General features: G+C 72.7%; 19 protein-coding genes. 12 read left to right on the top strand and 7 right to left on the bottom strand.

The features are described 5' to 3' along the window. Positions 1–92: 92 nt before the first annotated feature. The 7 genes from ACGFI7_RS17160 to ACGFI7_RS17130 are packed head-to-tail and all read left to right on the top strand — an operon-like array spanning position 93 to position 5,784. Positions 93–860, top strand: a complete 768-nt coding sequence (locus ACGFI7_RS17160) for a metallophosphoesterase (protein ID WP_393405201.1) — start codon at positions 93–95, stop codon at positions 858–860. A 46-nt stretch (positions 861–906) separates the two neighbouring features. After that, positions 907–1,344 carry an SRPBCC family protein gene (locus ACGFI7_RS17155; RefSeq protein ID WP_393405198.1) on the top strand — a complete coding sequence of 146 codons (438 nt, stop codon included), beginning with the start codon at positions 907–909 and terminating at the stop codon, positions 1,342–1,344. A 1-nt stretch (position 1,345) separates the two neighbouring features. Further along, the gene (locus tag ACGFI7_RS17150; protein WP_393405195.1) at positions 1,346–2,527 is read left to right on the top strand and encodes an ArsA family ATPase; all 1,182 of its coding nucleotides are present in this window, start codon (positions 1,346–1,348) and stop codon (positions 2,525–2,527) included. Positions 2,528–2,565: 38 nt separating this feature from the next. After that, positions 2,566–2,988 carry a DUF5304 family protein gene (locus tag ACGFI7_RS17145; protein ID WP_393405193.1) on the top strand — a complete coding sequence of 141 codons (423 nt, stop codon included), beginning with the start codon at positions 2,566–2,568 and terminating at the stop codon, positions 2,986–2,988. A 14-nt stretch (positions 2,989–3,002) separates the two neighbouring features. After that, positions 3,003–3,935: an ROK family glucokinase gene (locus tag ACGFI7_RS17140; protein WP_393405191.1), complete on the top strand. Its 933-nt coding sequence runs from the start codon at positions 3,003–3,005 to the stop codon at positions 3,933–3,935. Between the two features lie 4 nt (positions 3,936–3,939). Further along, positions 3,940–4,638 (top strand): endonuclease/exonuclease/phosphatase family protein, encoded by a 699-nt coding sequence (locus ACGFI7_RS17135; RefSeq protein WP_393405189.1) that lies wholly within the window; start codon positions 3,940–3,942, stop codon positions 4,636–4,638. A gap of 39 nt (positions 4,639–4,677) precedes the next feature. Continuing rightward, a complete protein-coding gene (locus ACGFI7_RS17130) occupies positions 4,678–5,784 on the top strand; it encodes a hypothetical protein (RefSeq protein ID WP_393405186.1) in 1,107 nt (368 codons plus the stop codon). A gap of 84 nt (positions 5,785–5,868) precedes the next feature. On the opposite strand, the gene ACGFI7_RS17125 is transcribed toward ACGFI7_RS17130, so the two are convergent. Then, on the bottom strand, positions 5,869–6,363 hold the full coding sequence (locus ACGFI7_RS17125) for a hypothetical protein (protein ID WP_393405184.1): 495 nt from the start codon (positions 6,361–6,363) through the stop codon (positions 5,869–5,871). Between the two features lie 46 nt (positions 6,364–6,409). Beyond that, on the bottom strand, positions 6,410–7,168 hold the full coding sequence (locus ACGFI7_RS17120) for an alpha/beta hydrolase (protein WP_393405181.1): 759 nt from the start codon (positions 7,166–7,168) through the stop codon (positions 6,410–6,412). 148 nt (positions 7,169–7,316) lie between these two features. Here ACGFI7_RS17120 and ACGFI7_RS17115 point away from each other — a divergent pair, with 148 nt between their 5' ends. Then, on the top strand, positions 7,317–8,024 hold the full coding sequence (locus tag ACGFI7_RS17115; protein WP_393405178.1) for a lysophospholipid acyltransferase family protein: 708 nt from the start codon (positions 7,317–7,319) through the stop codon (positions 8,022–8,024). Between the two features lie 12 nt (positions 8,025–8,036). Here the strand turns inward: ACGFI7_RS17115 and mmuM are convergent, their stop codons facing one another. From mmuM to ACGFI7_RS17100, 3 genes are all read right to left on the bottom strand, one after another. After that, positions 8,037–8,894 carry a homocysteine S-methyltransferase gene (gene mmuM / locus ACGFI7_RS17110; RefSeq protein ID WP_393405697.1) on the bottom strand — a complete coding sequence of 286 codons (858 nt, stop codon included), beginning with the start codon at positions 8,892–8,894 and terminating at the stop codon, positions 8,037–8,039. 168 nt (positions 8,895–9,062) lie between these two features. After that, positions 9,063–11,333, bottom strand: coding sequence for a VIT domain-containing protein (locus ACGFI7_RS17105; protein WP_393405175.1), 2,271 nt, complete (start codon positions 11,331–11,333; stop codon positions 9,063–9,065). After that, on the bottom strand, positions 11,330–12,055 hold the full coding sequence (locus ACGFI7_RS17100) for a helix-turn-helix domain-containing protein (RefSeq protein WP_393405173.1): 726 nt from the start codon (positions 12,053–12,055) through the stop codon (positions 11,330–11,332). Before ACGFI7_RS17100 ends, ACGFI7_RS17105 begins: the two co-directional genes overlap by 4 nt. Positions 12,056–12,144: 89 nt before the next feature. On the opposite strand from ACGFI7_RS17100, the gene ACGFI7_RS17095 reads away from it, so the two are divergent. Together ACGFI7_RS17095 and ACGFI7_RS17090 are read left to right on the top strand one after the other, a co-directional pair. Then, positions 12,145–12,612 (top strand): Dps family protein, encoded by a 468-nt coding sequence (locus ACGFI7_RS17095; protein ID WP_393405171.1) that lies wholly within the window; start codon positions 12,145–12,147, stop codon positions 12,610–12,612. 152 nt (positions 12,613–12,764) lie between these two features. Beyond that, positions 12,765–13,787, top strand: a complete 1,023-nt coding sequence (locus ACGFI7_RS17090; protein ID WP_393405168.1) for an alkaline phosphatase PhoX — start codon at positions 12,765–12,767, stop codon at positions 13,785–13,787. A 4-nt stretch (positions 13,788–13,791) separates the two neighbouring features. Here ACGFI7_RS17090 and ACGFI7_RS17085 read toward each other — a convergent pair whose 3' ends face one another. After that, positions 13,792–14,730 carry a GNAT family N-acetyltransferase gene (locus ACGFI7_RS17085; RefSeq protein WP_393405165.1) on the bottom strand — a complete coding sequence of 313 codons (939 nt, stop codon included), beginning with the start codon at positions 14,728–14,730 and terminating at the stop codon, positions 13,792–13,794. A 22-nt stretch (positions 14,731–14,752) separates the two neighbouring features. Between ACGFI7_RS17085 and ACGFI7_RS17080 the strand changes: the two genes are divergently transcribed. Next, entirely contained in the window at positions 14,753–15,673 is a 921-nt protein-coding gene (locus tag ACGFI7_RS17080; RefSeq protein WP_393405163.1) for a lactonase family protein, read from the top strand. On the opposite strand, the gene ACGFI7_RS17075 is transcribed toward ACGFI7_RS17080, so the two are convergent. Then, the gene (locus tag ACGFI7_RS17075; RefSeq protein ID WP_393405161.1) at positions 15,670–16,392 is read right to left on the bottom strand and encodes a Clp protease N-terminal domain-containing protein; all 723 of its coding nucleotides are present in this window, start codon (positions 16,390–16,392) and stop codon (positions 15,670–15,672) included. The two genes, ACGFI7_RS17080 and ACGFI7_RS17075, sit on opposite strands and share 4 nt — an antisense overlap. A gap of 43 nt (positions 16,393–16,435) precedes the next feature. Between ACGFI7_RS17075 and ACGFI7_RS17070 the strand changes: the two genes are divergently transcribed. Further along, the gene (locus ACGFI7_RS17070; protein WP_393405159.1) at positions 16,436–16,939 is read left to right on the top strand and encodes a hypothetical protein; all 504 of its coding nucleotides are present in this window, start codon (positions 16,436–16,438) and stop codon (positions 16,937–16,939) included.

Here is a 16,939-nt window from a genome sequence, read left to right as displayed (position 1 = left end):
CGCGTTAAGTTACCAATGGGTAGCTTTCGTCATCCAGGCGTTATGAGAAGCCATTCATCACGCTAGCAGGCGTTACTCATAGGATTCCCCGCATGAGGGTCCATGTGGTCAGCGACGTGCACGGCAGGGCCGACGCGCTCGCCAGGGCGGGCGACGGCGCGGACGCGCTGATCTGCCTCGGTGATCTCATCCTGTTCATCGACTACGACGACCACGGCCAGGGCATCTTCGCCGACCTGTTCGGCGCCGAGCGGGCCGGGGAGTTCATCGCGCTGCGCACCGCCAAACGGTTCGACGAGGCCAGGGCCATGTCGGCCGAGCTGTGGGCGAGTCTCGGCGGCGAGCCGCGCGACCACATCGAGCGCCACGTGCGCGCCCAGTACGCCGAGCTGTTCGCCGCCATGCCCGCCCCCGCCTACCTGACCTACGGCAACGTCGACGTCCCCCGTCTGTGGAACGACTACCTCGGCCCCGGTCACCGGGTGCTCGACGGCGAGACCGTGGAGATCGGCGGGCTGCGGTTCGGTTTCGTCGGCGGCGGGCTCAAGACCCCCTACCGGACCCCCAACGAGATCAGCGACGAGGAGTTCGCCGCCAAGGTCGAGGCGATCGGCGAGGTCGACGTGCTGTGCTGCCACATCCCGCCCGCCGTGCCCGAGCTGCTCTACGACGTGGTGGCCCGGCGCTTCGAGCGGGGCAGCGAGGCCACGCTGGAGCTGATCAGGCGCACCCAGCCGCGCTACGCCCTGTTCGGCCACGTCCACCAGCCGCTGCACCGGCGCACCCGCATCGGCCGCACCGAGTGCGTGAACGTCGGTCACTTCCGCGGCAAGGGCGTCCCGTACGTGCTCGAGTGGTGACAAGCCGCTCCCGCACGGGGGGCGGTTCCTGCACTATTTTGGGGCCATGGCTGATCGCACCAGTTCGAGCATCGTCATCGACGCCGACCGCACCCGCGTCATGGCGGTCATCGCGGACCTCCCCTCCTACCCGGAGTGGGCCGGCCAGGTCAAGAGCGCCGAGGTCCTCACCAGCGCCCCCGACGGACGCCCGCACACCGTGCGGTTCGTGCTCGACGCCGGCGTGATCAGCGACACCTACACCCTGGCCTACGCCTGGAACGACGACGAGAGCGTCACCTGGCAGGTGATCGAGCCCGGCAAGATGGTCGCCGAGCTCGACGGGAGTTACCTGCTTGCCGAGACGGGCAGAGGAGTCGAGGTGACGTACGAGCTCGCGGTCGACCTCGCCGTCCCCATGATCGGCATGATCAAGCGGAAGGCGGAGAAGGTGATCGTCGACACGGCGCTCAAGGGCCTCAAGAAGCGCGTCGAAGGCCGCTGAGGTGACCACGCGGGTCCTCCTCTTCACCGGCAAGGGCGGCGTCGGCAAGACCACCGCCGCGGCGGCCACCGCCACTCTCGCCGCCAGGCGCGGCCTCAAGACGCTCATCGTCTCCACCGACACCGCCCACTCCCTGGCCGACGCGCTCTCCGCCGAGCCCGGTGAGATCGCCCCCGGCCTCCACCTGCACCAGGTCGACACCCAGCGCACGCTCGAACGCCACTGGGGCGAGCTGCAGGACTACGCCCGGGGCGTGCTCACCGAGCTGGGCCTGGACGAGATCACCTCGGAGGAGATCACCGTCCTGCCCGGCGCCGAAGAGGTCATCGCCCTGCTGGAGCTGCGCGAGCACGCCCGCGAGGGCCGCTGGGACGTCATCGTCGTCGACTGCGCGCCCACCGCCGAGACGCTGCGCCTGCTCGCGCTGCCCGAGGCGCTCGACTGGCACGTCAACCGGCTCATGCCGGTCGGCCGCAAGCTCATGCGGCTGGCCGCGCCGCTGGTGCGCGGCGTGGCCCGGGTCAGCGCGCCGGGCGAGGAGGTGATGAGCGCCGGCGAGCGCTTCCACCGCGGGCTGATGGAGGTGCGCGAGCTGCTCACCGGTGACCACGCCTCGGTGCGCCTCGTGCTCACGCCGGAGGCGGTGGTGCTGGCCGAGGCCAGGCGTACGCTCACCTCGCTCAATCTGTACGGCTACCGCGTCGACGCGGTCATCGCCAACCGGGTCTTCCCCGGCGACGACGCCGACGAGTGGCGCGCCCGCTGGGTGGCGGCCCAGTCCCGGCTGCTGGCCGAGGCCGAGGAGTCGTTCGCGCCGCTGCCCGTGCACACCGTGCCCTACCTGCCCGCCGAGCCCGTGGGCAGGCACGCCCTGGCCGCCGTGGGCGAGGCGCTGTACGGCGAGAGCGACCCGTTCGCGCCGCCCGCGGTCGAGCCGCCGCTGAAACTGGCCGCCGACGAGCTCACCCTGGCCCTGCCCGGCGCGGAACGGGGCGCGGTGGACCTGGCGCGCAAGGGCGACGAACTGATCATCACCGCCGGCCCGTACCGGCGGATCCTGGCGCTGCCCGTGGCGCTCGCGCGCAGGAAGATCAGCGGCGCGGTGCTCCGCGACGGCCTGCTCCGGGTACGGTTCACCTCGGAGGCGGAAACCGACGAAGCGCGCGGCCGGGACGGCACGTGAGCGAAGAGGGCGGACGCCGTACCGACCGGGAGGGCCAGATGACCGAGAACGCTCGCAACTCAGGAAACGACAGAGATCCCATCGGCACCGTCGCCGAGGAGGCGCGCAAGCTCCTCGACAGCCTGCAGGGCCGCGCCACCAGGCAGGTCGGCAAGACCATGTTCAACTCGTTCACCGGCGGCGGGCGGTCCGAGAAGGACGTGTGGAGCGAGGCCGTCTCCGATCCGGAGGACGAGTACGTCTGCCGCGCCTGCCCGGTCTGCCGGGCCATCGCTGCGCAGCGCGAGTCGGGCGGCGAGCGCACCGCCGACGTCGCCACCCACCTCGTGGCGGCGGGCGGCGAGCTGTTCGCCGCCTTCCGCGACGCGCTCGACGTGCTCAGCAGCCGTCCCGCGCCGCGGACGCGGGACGATCGAGGGCGTGACGACCGCGACAATGTGGAACACATAGACCTGGACTAGCAGAGGGATGGGCCATGCTCACGATCGGTGTGGACATCGGCGGCACCAAGGTCGCCGCGGGTGTGGTGGACGACGACGGCACGATCGTCGAGCAGACCCTCAGACCCACCGACGCCGAACACCCCGATCTGGTCGCCGAGACCGTCGCCGCCTGCGTCCGCGAGCTCGGCGAGGGGCGTGAGATCGAGGCGGTGGGCATCGGCGCGGCCGGGTTCGTCGACGAGTCCCGCTCGGTGGTGCGCTTCGCGCCCAACCTGGCCTGGCGCGAGGAGCCGCTGCAGAAGCGGATCAGCGGCCTGGTGGGGCTGCCCGTCGTGGTGGAGAACGACGCCAACGCCATGGCCTGGGGCGAGTCCACGTTCGGCGCTGGGCGCGGCCAGTCCCACATCGTCTGCCTGACCCTCGGCACCGGCATCGGCGGCGGCATCGTGGTCGACGGCGCCCTTTACCGCGGCCGCTGGGGGATGGGCGCCGAGCTGGGCCACATGCAGGTGGTGCCCGACGGCCGGCTCTGCGGCTGCGGCCTGCACGGCTGCTGGGAGCAGTACGCGAGCGGCAACGCGCTGGTCATCGAGGCCAGGGAGATCGCCGCCGCGCACCCGGAACGGGCCGAGATCCTGCTCGGGCTGGCCGGCGGCAAGATCGAGGGCGAGGAGGTGACCGAGGCGGCGCGCAAGGGCGACGAGGCCTCGCTCGCCGCGTTCGCCGGTCTCGCCGACTGGCTCGGCCAGGGCATGGCCGACCTCGCCGCCGTGCTCGACCCCGGCTGCTTCATCGTCGGCGGCGGCGTGTCCAGGGCGGCCGACCTGTTCCTCGACCGGGCCAGGGCGGCGTTCGAGAAGCGGCTGACCGGCCGGGGCCACCGGCCGGTGGCCGAGGTGCGGCTGGCCGAGCTCGGCGCCTCCGCCGGGCTGGTGGGCGCGGCCGACCTGGCCCGCCGGCGCTGATCGGGTGACCGCGCTCAGGGTCGGCACGTACAACCTGCGGGGCCTGAGAGACGACGTGCGCGCGCTCGTCCGTGTGCTGACCGCGATGCGGGCCGACCTGATCTGCCTGCAGGAGGCTCCCAGGATGGTCGGCTGGCGGGCCCGGTGCGGCAGGCTGGCGGCCCGCTGCGGGCTGCGCCTGGTGGCGGGCCAGGGCATGACCGGGGTGGCGGTGCTGGCCGGGCCCCGGGTGCGGCTGCTGCGCGCCGAGAGCGGCCTGCTGCGGGTCTTCCTCGGGCTGGAGCCGCGCGGGCTGGCCGCGGCCGTCGTGGAGGTGGGCGGCGCGGCCCTGGCCGTCGGCTCGGTCCACCTCGACCTCGACGGCCGGGCCCGGCTGCACCACGCCGCCGAGGCGATGGCCCGCGTGCGCCGGCTCGCGGCACCGTACGGCGCGCCCGTCGTGCTGGGCGGCGACCTGAACGAGAACCCGCACCAGCCCACCTGGCGCTACCTCGCCGGGCAGCTCACCGACTGCTACGCCGCGGCCCCGCGGGGCGACGGGCTGACCTTCACCGCCCGGCGGCCAGGACACCGCATCGACGGCCTCTTCGCCGCGCCCGGGATCCGGGTGGTGTCCTGCGGCGGAGTGGACGCCACCGGGGACGATCTGGTCGCCGCCACCGACCATCTGCCGGTCGTCGCCGAACTGAGACTTGGCGGGTGAAGGGCGTCCCGCATCCCCGCAACCCGTAGCATTCCCTTCATGACCCGTCGCTCTCAGCGGCGTGCGCTCACCATGATCCTGGCGGCCGCCCTGGCCGTACCCGGCCTCCCCACCGCCGCGCATGCCGATCCACGCCCCGCCGCCATCGACGCGTGGCAGCGGACCACGAGCGTGCGCCTGCCGGTCGACGGCTCGCTCTCCGACGTGCTCGCCCTGTCGCCCGGCGACGTGTGGGCCGTCGGCCAGCAGCAGATCTGGGACGTATGGAAGAACCGCGGCACCATCCGCCACTGGAGCGGAGAGCGGTGGAGCGAGATCGGCATCCGCGACACCACCGGCGCCGGCAACCTGCGGTCGGTCTCGGCCGCCGGGCCCGGCGACGTGTGGGCGGTCGGCGACGGCCACGACGGCCTGCCCTACCTCGCCCACGGCAACGTCGCGGGCTTCGACCGGGTCAGGCCGCAGGGGCTGCGCAGCGGCGACTGGCTGGGCGGGGTCGAGGCGGGCGCGGACCGGGTCGTGAGCGTCGGCAGCCGCGGCAAGCACGCGCTCGTCGTCACCCGCGAGGACGGCGACTGGCATGTCCGCGAGACCGCCGAGAAGGGCGCGCTCTACGCCGTCGACGGTGACTTCGCCGTCGGCGACACCGGCACCGGGCCGCTGATCATGAAGCGGTCCGGAAGCTCGTGGAAGAAGGTCAAGACGCCGGCCGTCTCCGGCGGCTACCTGCGCGACGTGCACGCCGACAGCGGCAAGCGGGCGCTGGCGGTGGGCGGCGTCTACCACGGCCCCGGCGAGATCGAGCCGCTCGCGCTGGCCTGGAACGGCAAGCAGTGGCGGCGCCTGCCCGTCCCGACCGGTGGCGTCAGGCTCTACGGGGTGACCGGCGACGGCAAGGGCCGCTACTGGATCTCCGGCCACGACCCCGCGCGCCCCGCCGAGGCCTACCTGCTGCGCTGCGACACGCGTTCGTGCGAGGTGATGCGCGGCGTGGCCGCCGACGGCCGGAGCAGCGTCCGGCTGCAGGCCGTCACCTATCTGGCGGGCAGCCAGGCGGTGTGGGCGGTCGGCCACGCGGTCGACGGCAAGGAACGCTACACCGACGTGGTCGAGTCCTTCGGCCCGCGCGAGCCGGAGAAGTCGTAGGCCCGTCAGGCCGCGCGAGCCACAGAGGTCCTGGATCCCTCCGACCGCACGAGCCGGAGTCGTGGATCCTCGGGGCGCGCGGGTCTAGAGACGGGCTCCGTCGTCCCAGCCGGAGTCGCCCGGCGGTCCGTCGCCCATCCGCACGACCAGCGCCACGAACCCGCCGATGAACGCCGCCACCGCGGTGAACAGCGCCCAGCCCTCCATGTGCCAGCCGGCCATCGCCGCGACCAGGAGGTAGGCGGGGCCGCCGAACAGCGCCGCCCAGGCGAGCTTGGTCGGCAGGTCGAGCTTGGGCAGCGGGGGCGGAGGCGGCGGCACGTAGTGGCCTTCACCCTCCTCCTCGTCCTCCCGCCGGTCCGGCTCCTCGGACTCGTCGGACCCGCCCGTGCCGTCGGCCTCAAGGTCGTCGTCGGAGGCGGCGAACTCCTCCGGCGGTTTGACCACCCGCCGGGCCGGCTCGGCCGGGACGTTCTCGCTGTCCGGCCAGGGCTGATCGGCCGAGTCGCGCTCGGCTGTGTCGTTGAAGGACGCGACGATCTGACGCCAGACCTCGTCCTCGTCACTCTGGGGCGTCACTCAGATGGGCCTCTCCACAGCGATCGCGACTTCCCCCTGGGTGCGATCAGTCCCTCTGCAAGGGTACCGAGGCATGGGTTCGGATGAAGTCGAGGCTCCCGGCAAAGATCCTGTCGGCATCGTTGTCCAGCGTCGCAACATGGTAGCTATCGGCAAGCTCCTCGATCGTGGCGTGCGGGACCTTCTCGCGGATGATGGCCACGCTGGCGGGCTTCACCACGTGGTCGTCGGTGCTGTGGTAGACCAGCAGCGGCTGGGTCACCCTGTTCAGGTCGGCCTGCACCAGCGACCACAGGTCGGGCAGCGACGCGGCGGCCTTCACCGGGGTGCGGGAGTAGGCCAGCTCGGTGACGCCGGCCTTCTTCACGTCGTTGGCCACGCCCGGCACCGAAGGGACGAACCACTTCAGCAGCGGCGCCAGCTTCAGCAGCCACACGTCGTTGGTGATCGACGGGTTGACCACCACCACGCCGCGCACCCCGTCGCCGTGCATCTCGGCCAGCCGCAGCGCCAGGCAGCCGCCCAGCGACAGCCCGGCGGTGAACACCTCGGCGCAGCGGCCACGGAGGTCCTCGAACGCCTTCTCCAGCTCGGCGTACCAGTCCTCCCAGCGGGTGCGGTTCATCTCCTGCCAGGTGGTGCCGTGCCCGGGTTGACGCGGCAGTGACACGGTGAGCCCGTGCCCGGCCAGATACTCGGCCCATGGGCGCAGCGACTGCGGAGTGCCGGTGAAGCCGTGGCACAGCAGCACGCCGACCGGACCTGCTCGGTGGTGGTAGGGCTCGGCGCCTGGCATGAGCGGCATAACAGCTCCTCCATGCTTTTTCATCCCGGAACTGCCCGATCGTCGCACGATCCAGGGCATTTGTGCGAGAGGTGGTGTAGGAGCATCCACCGTGGGATGGGAAGATGACTACGCATTGGCGACCGTCACGTGAGGAAGAGGTGGCCGGGTGTTCTACTGGGTGGTCAAGGCCATCTTGGGGCCGATCCTCCACATCGTCTTCCGGCCGATGGCCGAGGGCGTCGAGAACGTGCCCAAGGAGGGGCCGGGCATCCTCGCCGGCAACCACCTCTCCTTCGCCGACCACTTCTTCGGCCCGCTCCACCTCCGGCGCAAGGTCATCAGCCTGGGCAAGTCCGACTACTTCACCGGGCGTGGCGTGAAGGGCTTCTTCACCCGCCTGTTCTTCAGCGGCGTCGGCACGGTCCCCATCGACCGCTCCGGCGGCAAGGCCAGCGAGGCCGCGCTCCGCACCGGCCTGCGGGTGCTGCGCGAGGGCCACCTGCTCGGCATCTACCCCGAGGGCACCCGCTCGCCCGACGGCCGCCTCTACAAGGGCAAGACCGGCGTGGCCAGGCTCGCCCTGGAGTCGCGGGCCCCGGTCATCCCGTGGGCCATGGTCAACACCTTCGAGATGATGCCGCCGGGGCGGCCGATGCCCAAGGTCGGCATCCGGCCCGTGGTGCGGTTCGGCAAGCCGCTCGACTTCTCCCGCTACTACGGCATGGAGGACGACCGGCTGGTGCTCCGGGCGGTGACCGACGAGATCATGTACGCGCTGATGGAGCTGTCGGGGCAGGAGTACGTCGACAAGTACGCCGCCAGCGCCAAGGTGGAGATGGAGCGGGCGGCCAGGGCCGCGGCCAAGGGCGACTGACCGGGGCGCGGCTCAGGTCAGGTGGGCGCGGATCTGCCGGATGTACTCGGGCGTGGTGCGGCAGCAGCCGCCGATCAGCGACGCCCCCGCCTCCTGCCACTCCTTGGCCGCGAGCCCGTACTCGATCGGGTCGGCCAGCCCGTGCCAGCGGCGTTCGGCGGCGTCCCAGGTCTCGCCCGAGTTCGGGTAGACGACGACGGGCAGGCCGCCGCGCAGGGCGGCGATGAGGCCGGGGATGTGCCGCGGGGCGGTGCAGTTGACGCCGACGGCCACCACCTGCGAGTTGCCGGCGAACAACGCCGCCACCTCGGTGATCGGGGTGCCGTCGCTGATGTGGGCGGCGTCGCGGCAGGAGAAGCTCACCCACACCTTGACCGACGGCGTCTCGGCCAGCAGCCGGGCCAGCGCCCGCGCCTCGGCGGCCGACGGGATGGTCTCGCAGGCGAGCATGTCGGCCTCCGAGGAGGCGAGGATCTCCCAGCGGGGACGGTGCCAGGCCAGCAGGGCGTCCTCGTCGAGGCCGTAGTCGCCGGTGTATTCGGCGCCGTTGGCCAGGAACGCCCCATAGGGGCCGATCGAGGCGGCGACGAGCCCTCCGCCCGCCTCGTCGCGGGCCTGCGCGGCCACCTCGACCGACAGGCGCATCAGGCGCTCAGCCTGGTCGAGGTCGAGGCCCTTGCGCAGGAAGCCGGGGACGGACGCCTGATAGCTCGCGGTCGTGGCCACGTCGGCGCCCGCCCCGAAGTAGGCGGCGTGCGCCTGCCGGATCAGGCCGGGGTCGTCGAGCAGCAGGCGCGCCGACCAGAGCTCGTCGCCGAGGTCGGCGCCGAGCGTTTCGAGCTGGGTGGCGAGCCCACCGTCCAGAACCATCGTGCTCACCTGTCCAGAATATGGTCCGTACGGCGTCGTCCGGTTCTCCGGAACCCACGTTTTCGCGCGCCCTCAGCCGGCGACCCGGTGAAAGGCCGGGCGCTGGTGAGGGGCGCGCGGGTTTCCGGTGCCCAGCCGGGGCTCGCCGGCCGGGCACGGGAACGGCGGTCAGGCCCGCTTCCAGAACGGGCGGCGCTCCTCGCCCGGGTTCTCCGGCGGCGTACCGCCGGTGAGGGCGGTGAGCACTTCGATCGCGCGCCGCCTGAGCGCCCCGGGATCGGCCTCCGGCCGGTCGGCCGCCTCCAGCTCCCGGGCCAGCGCCGCCAGCTCGGCGTGCCCGCCCAGGTACGCCGAGAGCGCGGCCAGCCGGGACCCCAGATCCGCCAGGTAGAGCGCGTTCGGCGCGTGCAGCGCCTTCAGCCGGTCCAGCTCGGCCACGAGCTGGGCCCTGACGGTGTCCAGGCTCCGCGTCGCGCGCGGCGCGGGCGCCCGGCGGGCGAACATCGGGCCCCTCGGACCTCCGGCCGCGCCGGTCAGGAAGTCGGGCACGCCGCCGGCGGCCACCGGGGGCGGGGCCGCCTGCGCGAACGGGGCGGGGCTCGGCGCCGCCATCGCGGTGAACCCGTAGGACTGGGGCGCGACCGGCGGGGCCCACCCGCTCGGCAGCTCCACCGGCTGGACGACCTGGTGCTCCGGCCCGCCCTCGGCCACCTGCCGGGTGTCGGCCGCGACGTAGGCGGTGAACCGGCACAGCACGCCGTGCTCCAGCGAGACCCGGACGATCTCCTGCTCCAGCTCCCGCTCGCCCATCGCGTACCGGTCCTCCAGCTCGCGCAGGTGGGCGCGCGCCCAGACGGCGCGCAGGGCGGGGTTGTCGGCGACCGTGCCGGACACCCGCTGCTCCCACGGCGCGCCGGACGCCAGCCCGCGCACGGTCACCGCCGAGCCGCCCCGGCACCGCCCGTAGACCCGCAGCGGCACCCCGGGGAAGATCGAGCCCAGGTGGGTGACTGTGCCGGGCTCCACGTCCAGGTCCTTCAGCGACAGGTCCGTCACCAGCGGCGCGCCGATCCGGCGGTGGATCTGCTCCATGGCCGCGTCCAGCCGGTCCTCCGACTCGACCAGCTCGCTGCGGCCCGCGCCCAGGCCGGCCAGCCGGCCCAGGAAGCCGGCGTTCACCGCCCGGTCGATGCCGACCGTGTGCACCCGCATCGCCGACAGCGCGCCGCCGGTCTGCTCCAGGATCTGGTCCTCGTTGCCCACCTGGCCGTCGGTCACCAGCACCAGGACGCGCTCCCTGTCGTGCTCGCCGTCGAGCAAGACGATCGCCCGGCGCAGCGGGTCCAGCAGCTCGGTGCCGCCGCGCGCGTCCACCCTGGCCAGGTGCTCGACCGCGCGGTAGCGGTTGCGGTCGGAGCCTTCGGCCAGCCCCTCGAACGCCTCCTCCACCACCGAGTCGAACGCCAGCACCGCGAACCGGTCGCGCGGGGTGAGCGTGTCCACGATCCGGGCCGCCGCCCTGCGCGCGGCGACCATCTTCCAGCCCGCCATGCTGCCCGAACGGTCCAGCAGCAGCACCAGGTCGCGCGGCCGCCGCTCCGCCTCCAGCTCCGGCGGGACCACGAACAGCCCGAACGTGCCCGCGCCGTCGAACTGCAGGGACGTGGACGCGGCGAACGACAGCCGCAGGATGAAGTCGCGGTCCAGCCGCTCACCCGGCCGCAGCCGTACGGTGTCGCCCTCCTCCTCGACCACGTGCAGGCTGGAGGCCAGCTCGCGCAGGTCCAGCCCGGCCGCGTCGATCGTGGCCGACAGGGACAGGCGGACCGGGTTCGGGAAGCCGGGCAGCAGCACCGGGGGAGTGATGCGGGAGGCGTCCGGGACCGCGTCGGTGTCCGGCGCCGTGCCCTGTCCCGCAGGCGGGCCGTCGATCGGCTCGCCCGGGATGTAGCGGGGCGCCACGACCAGCGGGAAGCGGAACGTCGCCGCCCCGTCCTCGTACGGCAGCGGCTGGCTCAGCGTCAGCCGGACCGTCACCCGCTCGCCGGGCAGGATGTTGCCCACCCGGATGGTGAACACGTCCGGCCGGTCCTCCTCGGCGATCGCCGCCCGCCTGCCCTCGCGCAGCGCCCTGTCGTAGTCGGCGCGCGCCTGGCCGCGCTCCTTCAGCACGCCCTCGACCACGCGGTCGTCCGCCTCCATCCGGAACGCGGTGACCGCGGCCCTGTCGGGCAGCGGGAAGACGTACGTGGCCTCCAGCGTGACGTCGAACGGGTTGCGGAAGCCCTGGGCCACCTCGACCCCGGCGACCAGGCCCGCGATCGCGGCGTGCACGTCTACGCTCTCCAGCGGCAGATTGCCGCGCTCGGTCCGCAGCGCGCCGATCCCGGCGTCGGGCTCCGGCACGCATCGGGCGGGCTCGAGCGATGTGATCTTCATGTGAGTCCCCTCTCTTCGAGCACCGCGAGCAGCGGCCCAGCCGCCGCGAGCACCGCCCGCACGTCGTCATCCGCCGGAACCCGGCCCGTTCCGTCCAGCACCAGCATCACGCCCGCCGCCAGCCGCACCCCGTGCACGGCTCCCGGCGCCTCACGCCCGCCTTCCCGCACCGCCTCCGGTACGGGACGGTCCACTTCCGGTACGGACCGGTCCGCTTTCGGTACGGACGTGTCCGCTTTCAGTACGGGCCGGTCCGCTTTCCCTACGGACCGGTCCGCTTTCCCTACGGACCGGTCCGCTTCCGGTACGGGCCGGTCTGCCCAGAACCTGGCCCGAGGCGCCGGTTGCCCGTCCCCCTGGTAGGCCACGGGCGGGGCGGCGGGCCGGGGCGCCTCCGCCGGGTCAGGGGCGCCGGGCAGGCGGGCCGCGGCTTCGAGCGCGGCGTCCTCGGCGCCGGTCAGGGCGGCCTGGATGTCGGCGATCGACATCCCCTCCGCCTGCAGCCGTTTGACGGCGACCAGCTGCAGCAGGTGACGCCGACCGTAGCGGGCGATCCTGCCGCGCCGGGTCAGCGGCGGGTCGACCAGCCCGATCGTCGTGTACCACCTGATGAGCCGCTCGCCCGGCACTTCGCGGACCCGGCCGTTGAGCGGCTGCGCGTGCGCGCGCAGCGCGTCGGCCGCACGCTCCGCCAGTTCGCCGATGGTCCAGGTGTCGCTCATACCCTCACGATGACACTGTCACTATTACAGTGTCAAGGAAATCCGGATGCCGAGGCATGGAAGGGACATCCTCGGGGAGGAGGTACGGCATGGCTACGATTACCAGCCCGCTTTCGGGCGACGCTAAGTCCACGACCGCCAAGTGCCTCCAGGGCGCGCTCATGGATCTGATCGACCTTTCGCTGGTCGGCAAGCAGATGCACTGGAACGTCATCGGCCCCAACTTCCGTTCGGTCCACCTGCAGCTCGACGAGGTCGTCGCGCTGGCGCGCACGCACACCGACACCATCGCCGAGCGCATGTCCGCCCTGGGCATCAACGCCGACGGCCGGGCCGCCACCGTGGCCAAGGCCACCGAGCTGGCTCAGCCGGAGTCCGGCTGGATCGAGTCGGGCAAGGTGGTCTCCGGCATGACGGACATCCTCGGCGGCGTCAGCAGGCGGATGCGCGAGCGCATCGACCTGACCGAGGAGTCCGACCCGGCGACGCAGGACCTCCTCATCGCGATCACCCAGGACATCGAGAAGCAGCACTGGATGTTCCAGGCCATGAGCTGATGCGGGTGCGGACACGAGCCCGGGAGCCGATCGGCCCCGGGCTTCCGCATGCCGAGAGGCCGCCGGCCGTTCGCATGTCGTTCGATCTCGGCGTCCTCCCCGTTCATGTCCGTGCGGTCCACTACCGTGGCATCCAGAGGGAGGCCCAACCGATGTCCCACAAGACTCTCCTCCGTACGGGCCCGCTCTCCCGGGGCGGCGTGAGCCCGTACGGCCCGGTCCGGGAGCCCGGCACCGACGGGTTGTCGCTGCCCGAGGGGTTCGGCGGCAGGGTGGTGGCCCGTTCCGGGAGCAAGGTCGCCGCACTGACCTGGCACGCCGCGCCCGACGGCGGCGCGTGCTTTCCCGACGGCGACGGCTGGATCTACGTGTCCAACTCCGAGCTGCCCCTGCTCGGCGGCGCGGCGGCGATCCGCTTCCGGCCCGACGGCTCGGTCGCCGACGCCTACCGCATCCTGTCCGGCACCGAGCTCAACCGCGCGGGCGGCGCCACCCCCTGGCACACCTGGCTGTCGTGCGAGCTCGGCCACCGGGGCCGGGTGTTCGAGTGCGACCCGTACGGCGCCCGCGCGGCCCGGCCCCGGCTGGCCATGGGCCGGTTCAAGCACGAGGCGGCCGCCTGCGACCCCGACCGGCAGGTCGTCTACCTGACCGAGGGCGAGCGCGACGGCTGTTTCTACCGGTTCCGCCCGTACGACTGGGGCGACCTGACCGAGGGCACGCTGGAGGTGCTGTGCTCCTCCGGCCGGTGGGAGCAGGTGCCGTGGCCGGCCGCACTCCTCAAGGGCACCCGTCACCAGGTGCGCGAGGCGCGCCGGTTCGACGGCGGCGACGCCTGCCACTACGCCGGCGGCGTGTGCTACTTCACCACCAGGGGCGACGGCGCGCTGTGGGCGTACGACGCGCAGACCTCGGCGGTGGAGCGGATCTGCGACGGCGTGCGCGCCGTCACCGCGGCCCCGTCCGGCGACCTGTTCGTGTCCATGACCACCACCCGGATCGACGTGATCACCCCCGACCGGGAGATCGTCCCGTTCCTCCGGCTCGACGGCCATCCGGGCGCCGAGCTGACCGGGCCGGCGTTCGCGCCGGGCGGTGACCGGCTCTACTTCTCCGCCAGGCGGGGCGCGGCGGAGGGGCACACGTTCGAGGTCACCGGCCCGTTCCGCAGGTAGCCCGTCAGCGCCCGTTCGAGCTCGGCGTGGCCGCGAGGTCGACGGACCACATCTGCTCGTTGACCTCGATGCCGTTCTCGACGCCCTTCTCCTCCGAGTCGAGCCGGAACCCGGCGGCCTCGTAGATGCGGCGCGCGCTGGACAGGCAGTCGCGGGTCCACAGCACCACCCGCTCGCGGCCGTCGGCCCTGGCGTGCCGCAGGCACTCGTCGACCAGCCGGCGGCCCAGGCCGAGCCCGCGCGCGGACGGCTCCACGAGCAGCAGCCTGAGCTGGCCCGTCGCGTCCGGCTTGCGCACGTAGAAGACGCAGCCGGCGGGCCTGCCGCCGACCTCGGCGATCCAGGCGGCGTCGCCCGGCGGGTCGAAGTCGGCGACGATGCGCGCCACCGTCTGCTCGAACGTCCTGCCCCAGCCGTACTCCCTGGCGTAGAGCACGCCGTGCCGGTGGACCACCCAGCTCAGGTCGCCGTCGCGGGGCGGCCTGATCAGGACGGTCTCCGGTCCGGCGGGCGGGTCGAGCACGTCCCTGATCGCGCGCATGCCGTCGACCAGCCGCTCCCTGGCGTCCTCCGGCAGCCCGGCCAGGAGCCGCCCGATGTCCTCGGTCGAGGCCCGGTCGAGCGCCTCGAACGCCTCGCGGCCCGCCGCGCTGAGCCGTACGACATGCTTGCGCGCGTCGGCGGCCGAGCGCTCCCTGACGATCAGGCCGTCGGCGTCGAACCTGGTCAGGATCCTGCTCAGGTAGCCTGCGTCCAGGTCGAGCAGCGTCCGCAGCTCGCCGGTCTCGATCGAGTCCGCGTGCGCGACCTCGTACAGCACCCTGCCCTCGGTCAGCGAGTAGGGCAGGTGGTGCATGCCGGACTGGAGCACCCCGATGACCTTGGTGTAGAAGCGGTTGAAGGCTCGGACCTCGGAAATCCTTGCCTCTGTCAACGAACTCATTGCCTCAGTCAACCATGAGAGGATGGGAGATGTGAAGAGGCACCTCTATATAGGCGGTTACGGGCCCGGCGTCGTCACCTCCAGCGGTGAGCTGGCCCGCCTCGCGGCCCCGTCCTTTCTGGCACGCCATCCGTCGCTGCCCATGATCTACGCGGTGGGGGAGCTGGCTCAGGGCTGGATCACCGCGTTCAGCGTCCGCGAGGGGCGGCTGGCGCCGTGGGACGAGCGCTCCAGCGACGGCGACAGCCCGTGTCATCTGGCCGTCCACCCGTCCGGGGCGTTCCTCGCGGTCGCCAACTACGGCGACGGCACCGCCGGCCTCCACCGGCTCGACGCGCGCGGGGTGTTCGACGGCGACCCGATCGTGCTCCGTCACCAGGGCTCCGGGCCCCACCCCGAGCGGCAGCAGGGCCCGCACGCCCACCAGGCCGTCTTCCACGACGACCTGCTGCACGTCTCCGACCTCGGCACCGACCAGATCCGCCGCTACACCCTGGAGGGCGAGGCGCTGGAGCCGATCGCGCTGCCGCCGGGCACCGGCCCGCGCCACTTCGCCTTCGCCGGGCCGGTCCTCTACGTGGCGGGCGAGCTCGACGGCACCGTCACCCGGCTCGCCCCCGGCGACGACGGCATCCGGGTGCGCGCCTCCACCGCCGTGACGGAGAACGCCCCCTCCCACCTGGAGCTCGCGGGCGACCTGGTCTACGTGGCCAACCGCGGCCCCGACACGATCTCCGTGCTCCGGGCCGACGACCTGTCCCAGGTGGCGGAGGTGCCGTCGGGTGGCCACTGGCCGCGCCACTTCGCGATCGACGGCGACCGCATGTACGTCGCCAACCAGTACGCGGGCAACGTCGTGGAGTTCGCGCTCACCGACGGCGTCCCGGAGCCGACGGGCGAGGTGATCGAGGTCGAGAGCGCCTCCTGCGTGCTGCCCGCCTAGTCGCTCCCGCCTCTCTCGGCGAACTCCGCCAGCATGCGCGTGACCTGCTCCTCGACGGACTCCCTGGTCAGGCCGAGCCCCGCCAGCGCCCGGGTGGCCGGGTCGTCGTCCAGCATGAGCAGGGCGAGCAGCAGGTGCTCGGTGCCGACGTAGTTATGGCCGAGCCGCAGCGCCTCGCGCATCGTCAGCTCCAGCGCCTTCTTGGCCTGCGCGGCGAACGGCGGGGTGGCCGAGGCGTCGCCGCGGGGCCCGAGCGCGCCCTCGGTCGCCTGCCTGACCTCGGCGAGCGGCGCGCCGAGCGTCACCATGGCCCTGGCAGCCAGCCCGTCGGGCTCGTGCAGCAGGCCGAGCACCAGATGGCCGGGCTCGATGTGGTCGTGCCCGAGCCGGCGCGCCTCCTCCTGCGACTTGACGATCACCACCCGGGCGCGGTCGGTGTAGCGGGCGTAGACGCGCAGGTCGTCGGAGAGCGAGCCCTCCCGGGGGACGAAGCGCTTCTGCGCCGCCTGCTTGGAGACGCCCATGCTGCGGCCGATGTCGGTCCAGGAGGCGCCGGAGTTGCGGGCACGATCGACGAAGTGGCCGATCAGGTGGTCGGCCACTTCGCCGAGGTGCTCGCCCAGGGTGACCGCGTCGGACAGCTCGCCGAGCGGGTCACCGTCGGGATGACGGCTCTTGACGGCCGCGATGAGGTCGTCGAGACGGACGGTGTGTTCCATGCGTCAACCATAGGTTGACGCGCCTCGGGCCGTCAACCTCAGGTTGACGTTTCTGATTGCCTCGGATGGTTGTCACATCCCGGCGATACTTGTCACCGAGATCGAGGTGGCGGTGGCGTCGGGAGGCGGACCGGTGACGACGGACCTGGCGGGGATGAGCGAACGTGAGTACTTCGCCCTGGTGGCCAAGCGGCTGGGCCTGTTCGTGATCGGCTCGCGGCTCGCTGCGGTGGAGGGGTTCCTGGACGGATATGACCAGCATGCCCTGCGGCATGGAGGCCCTGGCCTGCGTGGCTGGCGGGAGTGGTTGGTGGCTCGGCGAGGCCAGGACTGTGATCACGCCTGGCATGGGCAAGTGCGCCATATCGCTCTCCCCGAGGGGTGGAAGCGGCGGGAACTGACCCGCGAGGAGGAGGCCAAGGTCATCGACGTCCTTTTCATGCTGCTGGACGAGTTCCTCGCGGAACGGGAGCGGTCCGCGCTGCATGGCGGTCAGTCCCTTGGGCGAGGAGGTGCCGGAGGGCCAGACGCGATGGATGCTCAGTGA

The organism is Nonomuraea sp. NPDC048826, assembly GCF_043198225.1.
Lineage (GTDB): Bacteria > Actinomycetota > Actinomycetes > Streptosporangiales > Streptosporangiaceae > Nonomuraea.
The sequence above is the reverse complement of the archived record's forward strand: the minus strand, read 5'-3'. Positions and strand labels throughout refer to the sequence as shown.

Coding starts and splice junctions, on each gene's coding strand:
- ACGFI7_RS17085 (WP_393405165.1), bottom strand. CDS start 14,730: ATGAGTTCGTTGACAGAGGCAAGGATTTCCGAGGTCCGAGCCTTCAAC.
- ACGFI7_RS17100 (WP_393405173.1), bottom strand. CDS start 12,055: ATGAGCGACACCTGGACCATCGGCGAACTGGCGGAGCGTGCGGCCGAC.
- ACGFI7_RS17080 (WP_393405163.1), top strand. CDS start 14,753: ATGGGAGATGTGAAGAGGCACCTCTATATAGGCGGTTACGGGCCCGGC.
- ACGFI7_RS17140 (WP_393405191.1), top strand. CDS start 3,003: ATGCTCACGATCGGTGTGGACATCGGCGGCACCAAGGTCGCCGCGGGT.
- ACGFI7_RS17160 (WP_393405201.1), top strand. CDS start 93: ATGAGGGTCCATGTGGTCAGCGACGTGCACGGCAGGGCCGACGCGCTC.
- ACGFI7_RS17120 (WP_393405181.1), bottom strand. CDS start 7,168: ATGCCGCTCATGCCAGGCGCCGAGCCCTACCACCACCGAGCAGGTCCG.
- mmuM (WP_393405697.1), bottom strand. CDS start 8,894: ATGGTTCTGGACGGTGGGCTCGCCACCCAGCTCGAAACGCTCGGCGCC.
- ACGFI7_RS17090 (WP_393405168.1), top strand. CDS start 12,765: ATGTCCCACAAGACTCTCCTCCGTACGGGCCCGCTCTCCCGGGGCGGC.
- ACGFI7_RS17105 (WP_393405175.1), bottom strand. CDS start 11,333: ATGAAGATCACATCGCTCGAGCCCGCCCGATGCGTGCCGGAGCCCGAC.
- ACGFI7_RS17130 (WP_393405186.1), top strand. CDS start 4,678: ATGACCCGTCGCTCTCAGCGGCGTGCGCTCACCATGATCCTGGCGGCC.
- ACGFI7_RS17155 (WP_393405198.1), top strand. CDS start 907: ATGGCTGATCGCACCAGTTCGAGCATCGTCATCGACGCCGACCGCACC.
- ACGFI7_RS17075 (WP_393405161.1), bottom strand. CDS start 16,392: ATGGAACACACCGTCCGTCTCGACGACCTCATCGCGGCCGTCAAGAGC.
- ACGFI7_RS17145 (WP_393405193.1), top strand. CDS start 2,566: ATGACCGAGAACGCTCGCAACTCAGGAAACGACAGAGATCCCATCGGC.
- ACGFI7_RS17095 (WP_393405171.1), top strand. CDS start 12,145: ATGGCTACGATTACCAGCCCGCTTTCGGGCGACGCTAAGTCCACGACC.